15 protein-coding genes are annotated in these 15,172 nt (G+C 64.6%); 8 read left to right on the top strand and 7 right to left on the bottom strand.

Annotation, left to right across the window (positions count from 1 at the left end; genetic code table 11):
* Positions 1-152 precede the first annotated feature (152 nt).
* The 4 genes from DCG74_RS12370 to DCG74_RS12355 all read left to right on the top strand — a co-directional run bounded on the left by DCG74_RS12370 (position 153) and on the right by DCG74_RS12355 (position 4,458).
* Complete coding sequence (locus DCG74_RS12370; protein ID WP_172784732.1) at positions 153-1,538, top strand: ABC transporter substrate-binding protein; 1,386 nt, start codon at positions 153-155, stop codon at positions 1,536-1,538.
* 97 nt (positions 1,539-1,635) lie between these two features.
* Positions 1,636-2,508 carry a carbohydrate ABC transporter permease gene (locus tag DCG74_RS12365; protein ID WP_172784733.1) on the top strand — a complete coding sequence of 291 codons (873 nt, stop codon included), beginning with the start codon at positions 1,636-1,638 and terminating at the stop codon, positions 2,506-2,508.
* Positions 2,505-3,356 (top strand): carbohydrate ABC transporter permease, encoded by an 852-nt coding sequence (locus DCG74_RS12360; RefSeq protein ID WP_172784734.1) that lies wholly within the window; start codon positions 2,505-2,507, stop codon positions 3,354-3,356. Before DCG74_RS12365 ends, DCG74_RS12360 begins: the two co-directional genes overlap by 4 nt.
* 115 nt (positions 3,357-3,471) lie before the next feature.
* Complete coding sequence (locus DCG74_RS12355; protein ID WP_172784735.1) at positions 3,472-4,458, top strand: hypothetical protein; 987 nt, start codon at positions 3,472-3,474, stop codon at positions 4,456-4,458.
* On the opposite strand, the gene DCG74_RS12350 is transcribed toward DCG74_RS12355, so the two are convergent.
* The 5 genes from DCG74_RS12350 to DCG74_RS12330 are packed head-to-tail and all read right to left on the bottom strand — an operon-like array spanning position 4,397 to position 11,550.
* Positions 4,397-5,209 (bottom strand): ABC transporter permease, encoded by an 813-nt coding sequence (locus tag DCG74_RS12350; protein ID WP_172784736.1) that lies wholly within the window; start codon positions 5,207-5,209, stop codon positions 4,397-4,399. The genes DCG74_RS12355 and DCG74_RS12350 overlap by 62 nt on opposite strands.
* 4 nt (positions 5,210-5,213) lie before the next feature.
* Positions 5,214-6,128 (bottom strand): ABC transporter permease, encoded by a 915-nt coding sequence (locus DCG74_RS12345; RefSeq protein WP_172784737.1) that lies wholly within the window; start codon positions 6,126-6,128, stop codon positions 5,214-5,216.
* Positions 6,125-7,297 (bottom strand): ABC transporter ATP-binding protein, encoded by a 1,173-nt coding sequence (locus DCG74_RS12340; RefSeq protein ID WP_172784738.1) that lies wholly within the window; start codon positions 7,295-7,297, stop codon positions 6,125-6,127. Before DCG74_RS12340 ends, DCG74_RS12345 begins: the two co-directional genes overlap by 4 nt.
* A gap of 52 nt (positions 7,298-7,349) precedes the next feature.
* Positions 7,350-8,828 (bottom strand): glycerol-3-phosphate dehydrogenase, encoded by a 1,479-nt coding sequence (locus tag DCG74_RS12335; protein ID WP_172784739.1) that lies wholly within the window; start codon positions 8,826-8,828, stop codon positions 7,350-7,352.
* Positions 8,829-8,862: 34 nt separating this feature from the next.
* The gene (locus tag DCG74_RS12330) at positions 8,863-11,550 is read right to left on the bottom strand and encodes an EAL domain-containing protein (protein WP_172784740.1); all 2,688 of its coding nucleotides are present in this window, start codon (positions 11,548-11,550) and stop codon (positions 8,863-8,865) included.
* Between the two features lie 214 nt (positions 11,551-11,764).
* Here DCG74_RS12330 and DCG74_RS12325 point away from each other — a divergent pair, with 214 nt between their 5' ends.
* Positions 11,765-12,889 (top strand): NAD(P)/FAD-dependent oxidoreductase, encoded by a 1,125-nt coding sequence (locus DCG74_RS12325; RefSeq protein WP_172784741.1) that lies wholly within the window; start codon positions 11,765-11,767, stop codon positions 12,887-12,889.
* Positions 12,890-13,034: 145 nt separating this feature from the next.
* Here DCG74_RS12325 and DCG74_RS12320 read toward each other — a convergent pair whose 3' ends face one another.
* Positions 13,035-13,214 carry a YdcH family protein gene (locus tag DCG74_RS12320; protein WP_025034152.1) on the bottom strand — a complete coding sequence of 60 codons (180 nt, stop codon included), beginning with the start codon at positions 13,212-13,214 and terminating at the stop codon, positions 13,035-13,037.
* Between the two features lie 330 nt (positions 13,215-13,544).
* Here DCG74_RS12320 and DCG74_RS12315 point away from each other — a divergent pair, with 330 nt between their 5' ends.
* The 3 genes from DCG74_RS12315 to DCG74_RS12305 all read left to right on the top strand — a co-directional run bounded on the left by DCG74_RS12315 (position 13,545) and on the right by DCG74_RS12305 (position 14,442).
* Entirely contained in the window at positions 13,545-13,751 is a 207-nt protein-coding gene (locus tag DCG74_RS12315; RefSeq protein ID WP_008546179.1) for a YdcH family protein, read from the top strand.
* A 123-nt stretch (positions 13,752-13,874) separates the two neighbouring features.
* Positions 13,875-14,093 carry a hypothetical protein gene (locus DCG74_RS12310; RefSeq protein WP_007596256.1) on the top strand — a complete coding sequence of 73 codons (219 nt, stop codon included), beginning with the start codon at positions 13,875-13,877 and terminating at the stop codon, positions 14,091-14,093.
* Positions 14,094-14,190: 97 nt separating this feature from the next.
* Positions 14,191-14,442, top strand: a complete 252-nt coding sequence (locus DCG74_RS12305) for a hypothetical protein (protein ID WP_172784742.1) — start codon at positions 14,191-14,193, stop codon at positions 14,440-14,442.
* Here the strand turns inward: DCG74_RS12305 and DCG74_RS12300 are convergent.
* The gene (locus tag DCG74_RS12300; protein WP_172784743.1) at positions 14,439-15,149 is read right to left on the bottom strand and encodes a GGDEF domain-containing protein; all 711 of its coding nucleotides are present in this window, start codon (positions 15,147-15,149) and stop codon (positions 14,439-14,441) included. The genes DCG74_RS12305 and DCG74_RS12300 overlap by 4 nt on opposite strands.
* Positions 15,150-15,172: the final 23 nt, after the last annotated feature.

Here is a 15,172-nt window from a genome sequence, read left to right as displayed (position 1 = left end):
TGCGGCCTTTGGATCGATGCGCGAATTCGCGTCTCCAGAGCCTCGCTCCAACCGCGACATAGGTCTGACAAGAAGCCGCTAGATCGGATGACGGCCATGCGCTAGTGTTTTATACGACCGGTTAAAACACCGGCCGTTTGAGGGAGAAAAACGTGAAATCCAAGGTTATTCGCGCAGTTTCATTGGCGGTCGCTGCGGCTGGGCTATTTGCCGCCACCGCACCCGCCTTTGCGCAGCAAAAGACGATTACGGTTTGGTGGGTCAAGGGCTTTTACAAGTCCGAGGACGAAGCGCTCGCCGAGACGATCAAGAAGTTTGAAGCCAAGACCGGCATCAAGGTCGAATTGTCGCAGTACGCGATCCAGGACATGATCCCGAAGACCGTCGCGGCGCTCGATGCAGGCACCGTGCCCGACGTCGCCTATTCCGACAGCTACGACGTGCAGGTACAGGGCAAGTGGGCCTATGAGGGCAAGCTCGAGGACCTCTCCGGCGTCATGGAGCCGATCAAGGATCGGTTCGTGCAGAACACGCTCGACGCCTCGATTCTCTACAACGACGTCACCAAGAAGAAGGCCTATTACGGCTTTCCGCTGAAGCAGCAGAGCATGCACGTTCAGATCTGGAACGACCTGCTGGAGAAGGCCGGCTTCAAGCTGAGCGACATTCCGAACGATTGGGCGGGCTACTGGACCTTCTGGTGCGACAAGGTGCAGCCGGCGATCCGCAAGGCGACCGGCCAGCGCCTCTACGCCGTCGGCCAGCCGATGGGCGTGGAATCCACCGACGCCTTCCAGTCGTTCTACACCTTCATGGACGCCTATCACGTCAAGCTGGTCGACGACGACGGCAAGCTGCTGGTCGACGATCCCGCGGTTCGCGAGAACCTGATCAAGGCGATGAAGGACTACACCGACACCTACATCAAGGGCTGCACCCCGCCGTCCTCGACCACCTGGAAGGATCCCGACAATAACGTCGCGTTCCACAACAAGACCATCGTGATGACCCATAACTTCACGATCTCGATCGCGGCGAAATGGTTCGAGGATTCCCAGAACCAGAACCTCACGCCGGAACAGCGCGAGGCCGGCAAGAAGGCCTATGAACAGGACATCATCACGGCCTCGTTCCCGAAGGCGCCTGACGGTTCGACCATCCGCTACCGCTCCGACGTCAAGACCGGACTGATGTTCACCGCGGCCAAGAACAAGACCGAGGGCAAGCAGTTCATCAGCTTCCTGCTGCAGGAAGAGAACATCCGCCCCTACATCGAGGGCGCGCTCGGCCGCTGGTTCCCGGTGACGAAGGAAAGCCAGGAAAGCCCGTTCTGGCAGGCTGACAAGCACCGCAAGGCCGTCTACGCCCAGTTCAAGGGCGGCACCGCAGCGTTCGACTTCACCAAGAACTGGAAGTTCACGATTCTCAACAACGAGAACGTGTGGGCGAAGGCGATGAACCGCGTCGTCAGCGAGAAGGTTCCGGTCGACAAGGCCGTGGACGAGCTGATCGCCCGGATCAAGCAGGTCGCGGGCTAAGGTCCATCCCTCTCTCCCCGTGGCTCGCTGGGAGTGGTAAACGACAAACACCGGCCGCCTCGTGCGGCCGGAAGTCCTTTCAAAGAGTTTCGAAAGAATGGCGATCACGCTCTCTGGCGATCAGGCAATCCCCGGCCCGCCCCTGTCGTCGCGGCTGACCCCGGCGCAGGTCTGGGGCATCATCCTGCTCGCGCCCTATCTGCTCGTCTTCCTTGCCTTCGTCGTCTATCCCGTTTGCTATGGGCTCTGGCTGGCGCGGGCGCCGTCGAATTACGTGGCGCTGTACAACGACCCGATCTTCGCGCGCGCCGCGATCAACACGCTGATCTTCCTGGTCATCGGCATCAACATCAAGATGCTGATCGCGTTGTTCCTGTCCGGCTTCTTCGCGCAGCAGCGCCCCTGGATCAGATGGCTTTCGGTGATCTTCATCCTGCCCTGGGCGGTGCCGTCGATCCCGACCATCCTGTCGGTGCGCTTCATGCTCAATCCCGAATGGGGCGTGATCAATCACCTAATCTTCTCTTTCACCGGCGACGACGGTCCGAACTGGCTGAACGACCCGACCGTGGCGCTCAGCATGGCGATCGGCGTTCACATCTGGAAGTCGCTGCCGTTCTGGACCCTGATCCTGATCACCGGCCGTCTCGCGATCCCGCACGATCTGTTCGAGGCCGCGGAGGTCGACGGCGCGAGCTGGTGGCAGAAATTCCGCTACATCACTTGGCCGTCGATGCAGACGCTGTACGTCACCTGCACGCTGCTCTCGATGATCTGGACGCTGGGCGACTTCAACAGCGTCTACCTGCTCACCGGCGGTGGACCTGCCGACCTCACGCACGTGCTGGCGACGCTCGGTATCCGCTATCTCCGGCTCGACCAGCTCTCGCTCGCGATGGCATCCATCGTCTGCGCGATGCCGTTCGTCCTGCCGCTCGTTTACTTCATGATGAAACGGTTGTCGCGATGAAGCTCCCCTCTCTCCGTGACGTCGCGACGGAAGCGCGGCTGCTGCTGATCGGCATTCCCGTTTTCCTGTGGACGATGATCCCGATCTACCACATGTTCCTGTTCGCGATCTCCCCGAAGGAGGACGCGTTCTCGGGCAAGCTGTGGCCGGACCATCCGACGCTGCACAACTTCGAGATCGTGTTCAAGCAGCAGCATTATTTCCTGCGCGACTTCTACGTCCAGTTCTGGAATTCGACGCTGATCGCGGCTTCCGTCGGCGCGCTGACGCTGGTCATCGCGACCGCAGCCGCGTTCTCGATCTCGCGGCTGAAGGTGCCGGGCGGACGCGCGGTGCTGAACCTCGCGCTCTTCACCTATTTCATTCCGGCGGCGTTCCTCGCGGTGCCCATGTATCGCACCATGGGCAATTACGGTCTGCTCAACAATCACTGGTCGCTGATCCTGGCCATGGTGACGATCGCGAGCCCCTACGCCATCTGGGTGCTCAAGCAGGCCTCCGACAAGCTGCCGGTCGAGCTGGACGAGGCCGCGGTGATGGACGGCGCCACCACCCTGCAGATCTTCCGCCTGGTCTACGTGCCGCTGATGATGCCCTCGCTGGTCGCGATCGGCACCTATGCGGTGCTGCTGGCCTGGAACGAATATCTCTACGCGTTCCTGCTGCTGTCGAACGACCGCGAGATCACCCTCCCCGTCGCGCTCGGCAACTTCCTCGCCGCCGACGACTCGCCGTGGGAGCTGCTGATGACCACCGGCTTCATCTACGCGCTGCCGCCGGCCGCGGTCTATTACGCCTTCCGCCGCTACATGGTGGGCGGGCTCACGGCGGGCGCGGTGAAGTCCTGACGCAACACGACGCAAGGGGTCGCCGCAAGCAAAGCGGTCGAGCAACGGCGTGGGCAATTGAAGATTGTCCACGCCTCATCTAACCTCCGGGTTCCCAAAGGCGGGGCCCGGCATCATGCGAAGCAACGACGCGATCCATCTCGGCCTGATGCTGCTGGCGCTCGCGGCCGCCTATCTGGTGCCGTTCGAGCTGTTGCTGCTGGCCTATGTCGTGCTCGGCCCGGCGCATTATTTCACCGAGATCTCGTGGCTGCATGACCGCAGCTACTACCTGCCCCATCGCGGCATTGCGGCGGTCCTCGCCATCGTCGCCGTGGTCGCGGCGCTGATCGACAACGCCTCGTGGTTCGGTTTTGCGATGTGGGCCGCGCTGGTCGTCTGCGCCATGCTGGCGGCGACCGCCACCGCGATCGAGAGCATGCTGCTGTTCATGGTGGCGCTTGCGCTGTCCGCGATCATGTATTCGAGCGGCTCCTCGCTCGCCGTGATCGGCATCCTGATTCCGACACTGATCCACGTCTCGCTGTTCACGCTGATCTTCATGGTGCTCGGCGCCTACCGGTCCGGCAGCCGCGTGCAGGCCGCGCTGGTGGTGGTCTATCTCGCCGCAATCGCCGCGATCCTGCTGCTGCCGCCCGCCGCCGAAATCCGCATCGCAAGCTTTGCCCGGGTCGGGCAGGACTATTTCGGCAATGTCGGCCCGGCGCTCGGCCGGCTGTTCGGCGTGCCGGGGCTCGTCCTCGACACCAGGCTGACCAGCCTGCTCGCCTTCGTCTACACCTATCACTACCTCAACTGGTTCATCAAAGCCGACGTGATCCGCTGGGCCGAGGTGCCGAAGGCACGGCTCGCGGCAATGGCCGCGGCCAGCGCGGCGGCGACCGCGCTCTATTTTTACGACTATGCTTTCGGGTTCACTTTCCTGCTGGCGCTCAGCCTCATTCACATCCTGCTGGAGTTTCCGCTCAATGCGCTGGCGCTGCGCCAGCTCGGCGCGGCCATGCAGGACGCGGCCCGCGCGCGGTTCGCCGCACGACCGGCTACAGCGGCGCCGCGCTCTCGCCCTGCGAGCTCGACAGCTTCGAAGCGAGCGAGGCGATGACGATGACGACCGCGATCAGGGCGATCACCAGCGTGCAGATCGCGTTGATCTCGGGCTTCACGCCGAGCCGCACCTCCGCATAGATGCGGATCGGCAGCGTCGCCGAGCCCGGGCCGGTGGTGAAGCTCGCGATCACGAGGTCGTCGAGCGACAGCGTGAACGCCAGCATCCAGCCGGCGACGATCGCCGGCGCGATCAGCGGCAGTGTCACGGCGACGAACGCGCGCACCGGGTCGCAGCCGAGATCCATCGCCGCCTCCTCCAGCGAGCGATCGAGCGATCCGAGGCGCGACTGCACGACCACCGCGACGAAGCACATGGTCAGCGTGGTATGGGCGATCGTCACCGTCCAGAAGCCGCGCTCCGCGTTCAGCGCGACGAACAGCAAGAGCAGCGACAATCCGGTGATCACTTCCGGCATCACCAGCGGGGCATAGAGCATGCCGGAGAACAGGGTGCGGCCGCGGAACCTCTCGCCGCGCGACAGCGCCACCGCCGCCAGCGTGCCGAGCAGTGTCGCGACGGTCGCGGAGGCGACCGCAACCCGCAGGCTCATCCAGGCCGCCTCGATCATGGCGCGGTCGTTGAAGAACTCGTGATACCAGCGCAGCGACCAGCCGCCCCACACCGTCACCAGGCGCGAGGCGTTGAAGGAGTAGAGAACGAGGATGAGGATCGGCAGATAGAGGAAGGCCAGCCCGAGTGCCAGCGAGGCGATGTTGAAGCGGGACAGGCGGGCGACCTTGCGCATCGTCTCAACGCCCCTGTTCCAGCTGCCGCTTCTGCAGCCGCTCGTACAGCAAAAGCGGCAGCAGCAGCACGACCAGCAGCACGATCGCAGCAGCGGAGGCGACCGGCCAGTCCTTGTTGGTGAAGAATTCGAGCCACAGGGTTTGGCCGATCATCAGCGAATTGGATCCGGCCAGAAGATCGGGAATCACGAACTCGCCGACGATCGGGATGAAGCACAAGAGCACGCCGGCACCGACGCCGGGCAGCGACAGCGGGAAGGTGACGAGCCAGAACACCTGCCAGGGCGGCGCGCCGAGATCGGAGGCCGCCTCCTCCAGCGCCGGCTCCATCTTGGCGAGCGTGGCATAGAGCGGCAGGATCATGAACGGCAGATAGGAATAGACGATGCCGATATACATCGCAGTGTCGGTGGAGAGCCACACCACGGGCTGGCTGACCAGATGCAGCGCGAGCAGGACCTGGTTCAGCAGGCCGTCGTGCTGGAGGATGTTGATCCAGGCGTAGATGCGGATCAGGAACGAGGTCCAGAACGGCACGATCACCAGCACCATCGCCACCGCCTGCCAGCGTTTCGGCAGCCGCGCCATGCCGTAGGCGATGGGATAGCCGATCAGGAGCAGCAGCGCGGTGGCGGTGATGGCGACGGTGAGGCTGCGCACATAGGCGAAGACGTAGATGTCGTCGGAGCCGAGCAGCTTGAAATTGTCGACCGAGAGCGCTGCGAACGCCGCCTTGAGAGCGTCCCATCCCGCCGTCACGTCGAACACCGGCGCGTAAGGCGGCTGCGCGATCGCGGTCTGCGACAGGCTGATCTTGAGCACGAAGGCGAACGGCACCAGGAAGAACAGCACCATCCAGACATAGGGCGCGATCGCGGCGAAGCGCGCCGGCCTTGCGAAGATGCGGCGCGAGCTCATGATTGCAGCACCACGCAATCATCAGGCGTGAACCAGGCGACGACATGCTGGTTCAGGCTGTAGGCGTCGACGTCGAGCCGCGCGCTGTTGGCGACCGACGCCTGCAACATTCCGCCGGTGTCGAGCTTCACCTTGTAGGTGGTGGTGCCGCCGAGATAGCAGATGTCGGCGATCACGCCGTCGAGAGTGTTGATCGCCGTCTCACGACCGGCCTCGCTGACCGGGGCGCGGCGCGACAGCTTGACCTTCTCGGGACGGATCGCGACCGCCAGTTTTCCGGTGCCGACGGCTTCGCGTGGCTCGGCCACCACCAGCGCCCCCGCATCACGCGTGCCGATGACCAGACGATGACCGTCGCGCAACTTGGACTCGCCGTCGAACAGATTGATGTCGCCGACGAACTCGGCGATCCAGCGCGAACGCGGCGCCTCATAGAGCTCGCGGGGGCTCGCGACCTGGGCGAGCTTGCCTGATTTCATCACACCGATCCGGCTCGCCATCGTCATCGCCTCCTCCTGGTCGTGGGTGACGATGATGAAGGTCATGCCGAGCCGCCGCTGCAGCTCCATCAGCTCGGCTTGCGTGCTCTCGCGCAGCTTCTTGTCGAGGGCCGCGAGCGGCTCGTCGAGCAGCAGCAGTTGTGGGCGGCGCGCCAGGGCGCGGGCCAGCGCCACGCGCTGGCGCTGACCGCCGGACAGCTGGTCCGGCTTGCGCTTTTCCAACCCTTCGAGCTTGACCAGCGCGACCATCTCCGCCACGCGCGTGGCGATGTCGGCGCGCGGCATGCCGGCGCGCTTCAGGCCGAAGGCGATGTTGTCGCGCACCGACAGATGTGGGAACAGCGCATAGTTCTGGAACATCATGTTGATCGGCCGCTCATGCGGCAGCGCCTGCGCGATATCCTTGCCGCCGAGGAGGATGCGCCCCTCGTCCGGCGCCTCGAAGCCCGCGAGCATGCGCAAGAGCGTGGTCTTGCCGCAGCCGCTCGGGCCGAGCAGCGCGAAGAACTCGCCGGCGTTGATATCGAGCGACACCCCGTCGACGGCGCGGAATGTGCCGAAGGTCTTGGCAACGCCCTCGATGCGCAGCAGCGGCTGGCCGACCGCCGGAAATGATTCTCCGCCAGCCGGTTCAGCCGCAACGTTCGTTCCGGGCAATTCTTCCGCCATGGTCCCTGCCAACCCCGATTCCGCCGCACGCTAGCGGCCGATCGTGTTTAGCTCAACCGGTTCGGGATGAAACGCTCTCGCCCGCCATGAACGCCGCCAGCGCCTCACGGTCCGCGGCGGGCATGGTCAGGCCGAGCTTGGAACGGCGCCACAGAACGTCATCCGGAAAGCGCGCCCATTCACGGCTCATGAGATAGCGCACCTCGGCGCCGGTCAGTTCGGGTCCGAAGGCCGGGCCAAGCTCCTCGCGTGTCCTTGCTTCACCAAGCATGGCCGACAATCGCGAGCCATAGGCGGCAACCAGGCGCTGGGCTTCCGGCTCCGACAAGAAGCGCCAGCGCTCGCGTGCGAGGTCGACCTCGGTGTCGAAACGGTCCCAGGCGAAATCTCCGCCGGGCAGCGCTGCGCCGGCGGTCCAGGGCGGCGACATCGGGTAGAACGGCGTCAGCTTCGTCACCGCCCGCTCGGCGCGCCGGCGCGAGGTGGTGACGTCGCCGCCGAACATCGTGATCAGCGGCGCCTTGCGCCGACGCGCATGGAACAGGGTCGTGCCCTCGCGTTGCCGCGCGGACGCCGGCCTCAAATTGACGCCCGAGACGGTCCGGACCACGTCGGTCGGGACGATGCGCTCGCGAAAGTAGCGGCTCGCCGCTTCGCAGAGATAATCGACGTCGGCACCGCGCATCGCCACGATGGCGGGGTCGCCGGTGAAATCATGCGTGACCGTGCCGATCAGCGTGAACGCGCGCTCGAACGGGCTTGCGAAGATCAGCCGGCCGTCGCTGTTCTGGAACACGTAGACATTGTCTGAATCGAACAGCCTGGGCACGATGATCTGGCTCATCTGCATGGCCGTCACGGCGGGCTGCGGCTGGCGCAGGACCGTCTCCGCGACGATCGAGGTCCAGCCGCCACTGGTATTGGCCAGCGCCCTGGCTGTGATGGAGCGGCGGTGGCCGCGATCGACCACGGCGAGCCGCCAGATGTCGGTTCGGTCGGCACGCACGCAGCGTGCGCCGGTCCGGATCGCCGCACCACGCTCGGCGGCGTCCAGCGCCGTGAGCACGACAAGGCGCGAATCGTCGACGATGCAGTCCGAATATTCGAACGCCGTGCCGAACGGGCGCTTCAGCGCGTTGCCGACCGGGTGATGGGTGATGTCGAGGGTCGCCGACGCGGGCAGGCCGCTCCTGCCGGCGAGGCCGTCATAGAGAAACAGGCCGGCCCGCAGCAACCAGGGTGGACGCTCGTCTACATGCGCGGGAATCACGAAACGCATCGGCCGGACCAGATGCGGCGCGATCCGGAGCCAGATCCGGCGCTCGGCCAGAGCCCGGCGCACCCGCCAGAAGCCGCGGCGCTCCAGCACTGAGAGATCGCCGTGGATCAGCCGCGGTGTGGCCGACGACGCCGCGCCGCCGAGATCGCCCTGCTCGAACAGGATTACCCGCAGGCCGCGGCCCGCCGCATCGCGGGCGAGGCTGACGCCGTTCAGGCCGCCGCCGATGATCGCGAGATCGTAATCCGCCATGAAGCCGTCGAATGGGAGCGAAGCGCTCCCATCACTAGCCGGTCTTCAGCGCAAGCTCCATCGCTTCGTCGCGGCCGACGAGGCCGGCATATTTGCCGATCGGCAAGGGCTTGCCGAGCAGGTAGCCCTGCACGCCGTCGCAGCCCTCCTTGGCGAGGAAGGCGAGCTGGTCGACCGTCTCGACGCCCTCGGCGATGATCGACATTTCGAGGCCGTGGCCGAGGTCGATGACGGCGCGCACGATCGCCGCCGATTGCGGGTTGCGGCCGAGATTGATGATGAAGGCGCGGTCGATCTTGATCTTGTCGAACGGAAACGCCTGGAGATAGCTCAGCGAGGAATAGCCGCTGCCGAAATCGTCCATGGAGATGCGCACGCCGAGCGCCTTCAGGCGGCGCAGCAGCGCGAGACCGCGGTCGAAATCCTCGATCAGAACACCCTCGGTGATCTCGAGCTCGAGCCGGCCGGGTGCAAGGCCCGTCTCGAGCAGGATCGAATGGACGAGGCCGACCACGTCGCCGTGCATGAACTGCGCCGGGGATAGATTGACCGCGACCTGCAGCGGCTTCGGCCAGGACGCCGCCTCGCGGCAGGCCTCGCGCAGGATCCACTCGCCCATCTCGACGATGAGGCCGCTTTCCTCGGCGATGGGAATGAACTCGGCCGGCGAAACCTGGCCGCGCACCGGATGCTGCCAGCGCGCCAGCGCCTCGAAGCCGATGATCTCGCTCTCGGCGACGCTGTGGCCCGCGGCCCCTTGCGGCTGGAAGGCGAGCGCGAGCTCGCCGTTCTTGACCGCCATGGACAGGTCCTGGTGCAGCACGCGGCGGTCGCGAATCTGCTGGTCCATCTCGGGCTGGTAGAGGCTGATCGTGCCGCGCGACTTCTGCTTGGCGCGGAACAGCGTGGCACCGGCATTGGCGAGCAGCGAGGCGCCATCGGTGCCATTGTGGGGGAACACCGACATACCCGTGGTGATGCCGGCGCGGACCGGACGGCCGTCGATCTGAAAATCCTTCGCGACGGCTTCGGCGATCTGCTGCGCCAGCGCGAGGCCGGCCTCGGGCTGCTTGCCGTCGATGATCAGCCCGAACTCGTCCCCGGACAGGCGCGCCACCACGCCGCCGCGCGCGGAATCCTGGAGCCGATGGGCGACCTCGATCAGGAGCTTGTCGCCGAGCGCATGGCCGAAGACGTCGTTGACCTCCTTGAGGCCGTCGAGGTCGACGCAGAGCACGGCGAACTCCTCGCCGGTGCCCTCGCAGGCCTCGATCATCTGGGTCAGCGCCTGCAGGAAGGCGGCGCGGTTCGGCAGATCGGTGAGGCCGTCGTGATAGGCCATGTGCGCCATGCGCGACTCGGTCTGCCGGCGGTCGGTGACGTCCTCGTGGGTCTTGATCAGATATTGCGGCTCGCCGGCCTCGCTGAGCACGGTGGCGCGGCGGGTGAGGAACAGCCGCAGGCCGTCCTTGGTCGAGATCGGATGCTCCTCGGTGATCATCCCGCGTTTCTTGATCGCGGCCTCGTCGCGCGCGACGATCAGCTTGGCTTCCTTGGCGTTGAAGATGTCGGTCGCGGTCAGGCCGGTGGCTTCTTCGCGGCTGCGGTTGAGGATCGTCTCGGCGCTGCGGTTGGCGAGAAGATAGCGGCCGTCCTTGACCTGCTCCACGATCAGCGCAACCGGGATGTTGTCGACCACGAGCTCGAGGAACTTCTTGGTGCTCTCCAGCTCCTCCGACAGCGAGCGGCGGTCAGTGATGTCCTCGAACACGATGAGCAGAAATTCGGGCTTATTGCTCTCGTTGCGGACCACGATCCGGATCGAGGCGACCGTGCGCTGCGCGCCGGCACGATCCACGTCGAACTCGTTGCGGTACTGGCCATCCGGCGAATTGAGTGCCGCCTCGTCGGCCGCCTCGATGCTCGCGGCCGAGGCCGATGCAAACAGCTCCCGCGCATTCCTGCCGACGGCGAAGTCCCGCGACAATCCCCAGAACTTCTCATAGGCGCTGTTGGCGAAGATGTAGCAGCCGTCCTCGATGTTCTTGGCCGCCACGCAGGCCGGCACATGGTCCAGCACCGTCTCCAGGAACTGCTTGGTGGAGGCGAGCTGCCGCGACAGCCTGCGCTCCTCGCTGACGTCGAGATGGGTCGCCACCGAGCCACCGTTCGGCAGCACGAAATATTTCACCAGGATGGCCCGTCCGTCGGGCAGCTCCGTGATCAGGCCGTTGACGCTCGATGCCTTGTCGTAGAACTCGGCGTCGGAGGCGGCATTCAGCACCCCGCGCCTGCGACGAAGCTCGAGAAGGTCGTGGCCATTCATGCCAGGCCGGACTTCCGACCGCGTCAGGCCATAGATATCGAGATAGCGGTCGTTGCAGAAGATGATGCGGCGCTGCGCATCCGTCATCACCACGCCCTGGTTGAGATTGTTCATGGCGGAGGAGATGAAGGCGTTGCGCCGCAGCTGCAAACGCCTGGACCGGCGCAATGAGGAATGGATCCACAGCCCGATCGCGGCGAGGAACGCGCAGACCACGATGCCGGCGATCAGGGCTTCCCAGATCACGCCCGGATCAAGCCCGGTGAGATCTGCCGCCACGGCAAGGCTGTCCGATGCCGCAAAGGCGCGCGCAGGCGCGCCCGTGCCGGCCAGGCATAGGAGGGCCTGCACAGCAATCGAAAGCGTGCTGCCCACGTGCCAGTTCTTCTCAGCCATCAGCCACCCGCGATTTCAACGTCGGATTGTCTGGCCTCGCGGGTTTGGATCGGGTAAACGCCTGAGGGAACAACAGAATAATGTCACGTGAAATACGGCAATTGCCCTGACATGATAAACGCCTTCTTAACGGAAGCCTTAACGGAAGCCCCGCCTGCGCGCCCCTGCCCGGGCCATACGCCACCGGTGCTTCCAACTGGTATCCTGCACAACCATGGATAGGGTCGACTGCGTCGTCATCGGAGCCGGCGTGATCGGTCTCGCGGTGGCCCGAAAGCTCGCCCAGGCCGGGCGCGAGGTGATCGTGCTCGAGGAAGCCGAGGCGATCGGCACCGTCACCTCCTCGCGCAACAGCGAGGTGATCCATGCCGGCATCTACTACCGCGCCGGGAGCTGGATGGCGCGCATGTGCGTGGCCGGCAAGCACGCGCTCTACCGCTACTGCGACGAGCGCGGCATCCCGCACAAGAATTGCGGCAAGCTGATCGTCGCGACCAGCCCGAAAGAGACCGAGAAGCTGCAATCGATCAAGGCGCATGCCGAGGCCAACTGCGTACTCGACATGCAGCTGCTCTCGGGCGAGGCCGCACGCGCGCTGGAACCTGCGCTCGCCTGCGACGCCGCGCTGCTGTCACCGTCGACGGGCATCATCGACAGCCACGCCTACATGCTCTCGCTGCGCGGCGAAGCCGAGGACGCCGGCGCGGCTTTCGCGTTTCACACTCCACTGATCCGTGCCAAGGCGGCGGCCGGATTCATCGAGATCGATGCCGGCGGCGAGGCACCGATGACGCTGCAATGCAGCCTCCTCGTCAACGCCGCGGGGCTGTCGGCGACGCATGTGGCGCGCAGCATCGACGGCATGCCGCTGGACCGGATTCCAGCGGCCTATCTCGCCAAGGGAAACTATTTCAGCTGCAACGCCAAGGCGCCGTTCTCGCGCCTGATCTATCCGGTGCCCGAGCCCGGCGGATTGGGGGTGCACCTGACGCTGGACATGGCAGGACAGGCGCGCTTCGGGCCTGACGTCGAATGGATCGAGACGATCGATTACGAGGTCGACCCCTCACGCGCCGAGCGGTTCTATCCCGCGATCCGCAAATACTGGCCGACGCTGCCTGACGGCGCGCTGATGCCGAGCTATTCCGGCATCCGCCCGAAGATCGTGCCCCCGGCCGTGGCCACGCAGGATTTCTTGATGCAGGGCCCGCGCGATCACGGCGTTGCAGGCCTGATCAATCTGTTCGGCATCGAATCGCCGGGATTGACGTCCTCGCTCGCGATCGCCGATCACGTCGCCGAGCTCGCAGACATCGAGAGCGCTTCGAGAAGCGGATAAGTGTTGGTGTCGAGACCACGCGTCCAAACAAGAGTGGCCGCCGCGCAAACCTGTTGCACGGTGCACACCTTGCAGCAGGGATGAGCACGAATGCTCTCATCCCTGCGTGAAGGATGTGATCAACTCTACACTGTCACGGGGGTTACTAGTGGAGCGTGTCGCCTTGCTTCAGACGCTCGATCTGGTCCTTGACCATCAACTTCCGGCGCTTCAACTCAACAATTTGCAGGTCGTCTGTTGAAAGGTGCACGAGAGCTTCGTGCAATTCGTTTTCGAGAAGTTTGTGCTTCCGTTCCAATTCAACGAGATGTGCCTGAATTGTCATTCGAAACCTCCTCGGTAGGGTTGAACCTCAGGATTCGATCCGGACGCCTAAGTCTACATCACCGATTCGTCCTGTCGATGGGTAACCGTCGTCGCCGCGTCATTTTTGAAAGTTCATATGTAACGAAGCGTGACTAGGGGAACCACGCCGGAAAAATCCATGATTATCAATGCGCCGGCGCCACGCCGCAGCTCCTCGCAGAAATATCTTGCGGGAGATCGGCGATGCGGGATCGCAGATCGCTTGCGATCACGCGGCGCAAGGACGATAATTTCCACAGGGCATCCACAGCCCAGATCTCACGCCTATCGGTTTTCGGCCACCGCAGACATGACCAATGAAGATGAGCGTGAGCTCGAAGCCGAGCTCACCCGGTTGCAGCAGGAACACCGAGATCTCGATGCGGCGATCGATGCGTTGCATCAATCGCCTGCCCCCGACCTGTTGCGGCTACAGCGCCTGAAAAAGCGCAAGCTGTTGTTGCGCGACCGCATCGCTTTCATCGAAGACCAGATTACGCCCGACATCATCGCCTGAGCCGGTCTCGCGCGGCGCCCGCCGCTTCCGAATCCGCTTGACTCAATAAGAACAAAATAGGAACATTCGCGGGCGCCCCACCACCTCAGAGAACGCTCAAGACAACACACGAGGACAACGCAGATGTCGGCGACCGCCCTTCTCGACAACAGCCATTATGAGCAGGCCTGCGATCAGGCGATCGCGATGTGCGACGGCAATCTGCGCAGCACCATCAAGGCGCTGATCATGGCCAACGAATATCTGGAAGCCGAGCTGGAGGAATTGCAGGCGGCGATTTCCGCGGGCTGCATTCCGGAGACTTCGCGCAGCAAGATGCGGAGCAAGAGCAGCGCCGCCTGATTTTCAAAGCGCGAAGAGACCGCGCTTTGTTTTAAGCATGATCTTGTCGGAAAACCGCTTCACACTTTTCCGGATCATGCTCCATCGGAGCAACGCCATGTCGGATGTGACCTATTACGTTGCAATGCCCTTTTTGATCGATGATGACGGATCCCCCGTCGCAGGCGCGGCAGAGGAGTGTCAGTCCTCGACGGCGGCGCTGCGACGCGCAGAGATTCTGGCGCGCGGCGCCGGCCATATCGGCGCGGTCGCATTCAGCCGCAGCGGCGATCCCATGACCGGCGAGTTCGGGGATGCGACGCTGCTGCGCAAGTTCGGCAACGTGCCGGAAGATCTTGCAACCCTCTAGACTAGCGCTCGCTGCGGACCCTGATCCGCCGCCTCGTGCCGGCGGTGCGCCTTGCGCACGTACATGGCGGCATCCGCCTCCTCCAGGGCGCGAGCTGCCGCGGACTGCGGACCGAGCAGGGCGACGCCCGCCGAGGCGCCCGCGGTCACGTGCTGGCCGCGAAAGACGAAGGACAATTCGTCGATCGCCTGCTCCAGGGCGGCGGCCTTCGCCTTGGCATCGGTCTCGCTGAGATTCCAGAGGAGCAGCGCGAACTCATCGCCGCCGAGGCGGCCGACCACGTCGGAGGCGCGGACCTGTCGCGTCAGCGTGGCGACAATCGCCTTGAGCACCTCATCGCCAGCGGCGTGACCGAAGGAATCGTTGATCGGCTTCAGCCGATCGACGTCAAGCACGATCAGCGCCCCGCTGGCGCGGTAGCGCTTCATGTAGGCGATGGCGCGCACAAGCTCGCGCTCGAAACCGCGCCGGTTGGGGATATCGAGCAGGAAATCGGTGTCGGCGGCCGCCTCGAGTTCCGAGATCCGCAGCAGGGCTGCCTTGAGCTTGCTCCTGAGGCCGCGAATGGCCGCCTTGCTGTCGCCGGCAGCAGGCGCTCCGCGCAAGGCCGGTTTGGCCGCGCGGCTCGAAGCGGCTTTGGATCGGCCGGCGCTGCTGGTCCGGCCCTTTCTGGCCTTCGCAGAGCTCGCCCTTTTTGGTTTCTTCATGGGCATCCTGCTCAATGAAGGCT

The sequence above is a fragment of the Bradyrhizobium sp. WBAH42 genome (assembly GCF_024585265.1).
Lineage (GTDB): Bacteria > Pseudomonadota > Alphaproteobacteria > Rhizobiales > Xanthobacteraceae > Bradyrhizobium.
Note: the sequence above shows the minus strand (reverse complement) of the source record. Positions and strands in the feature narration are given on the sequence as shown.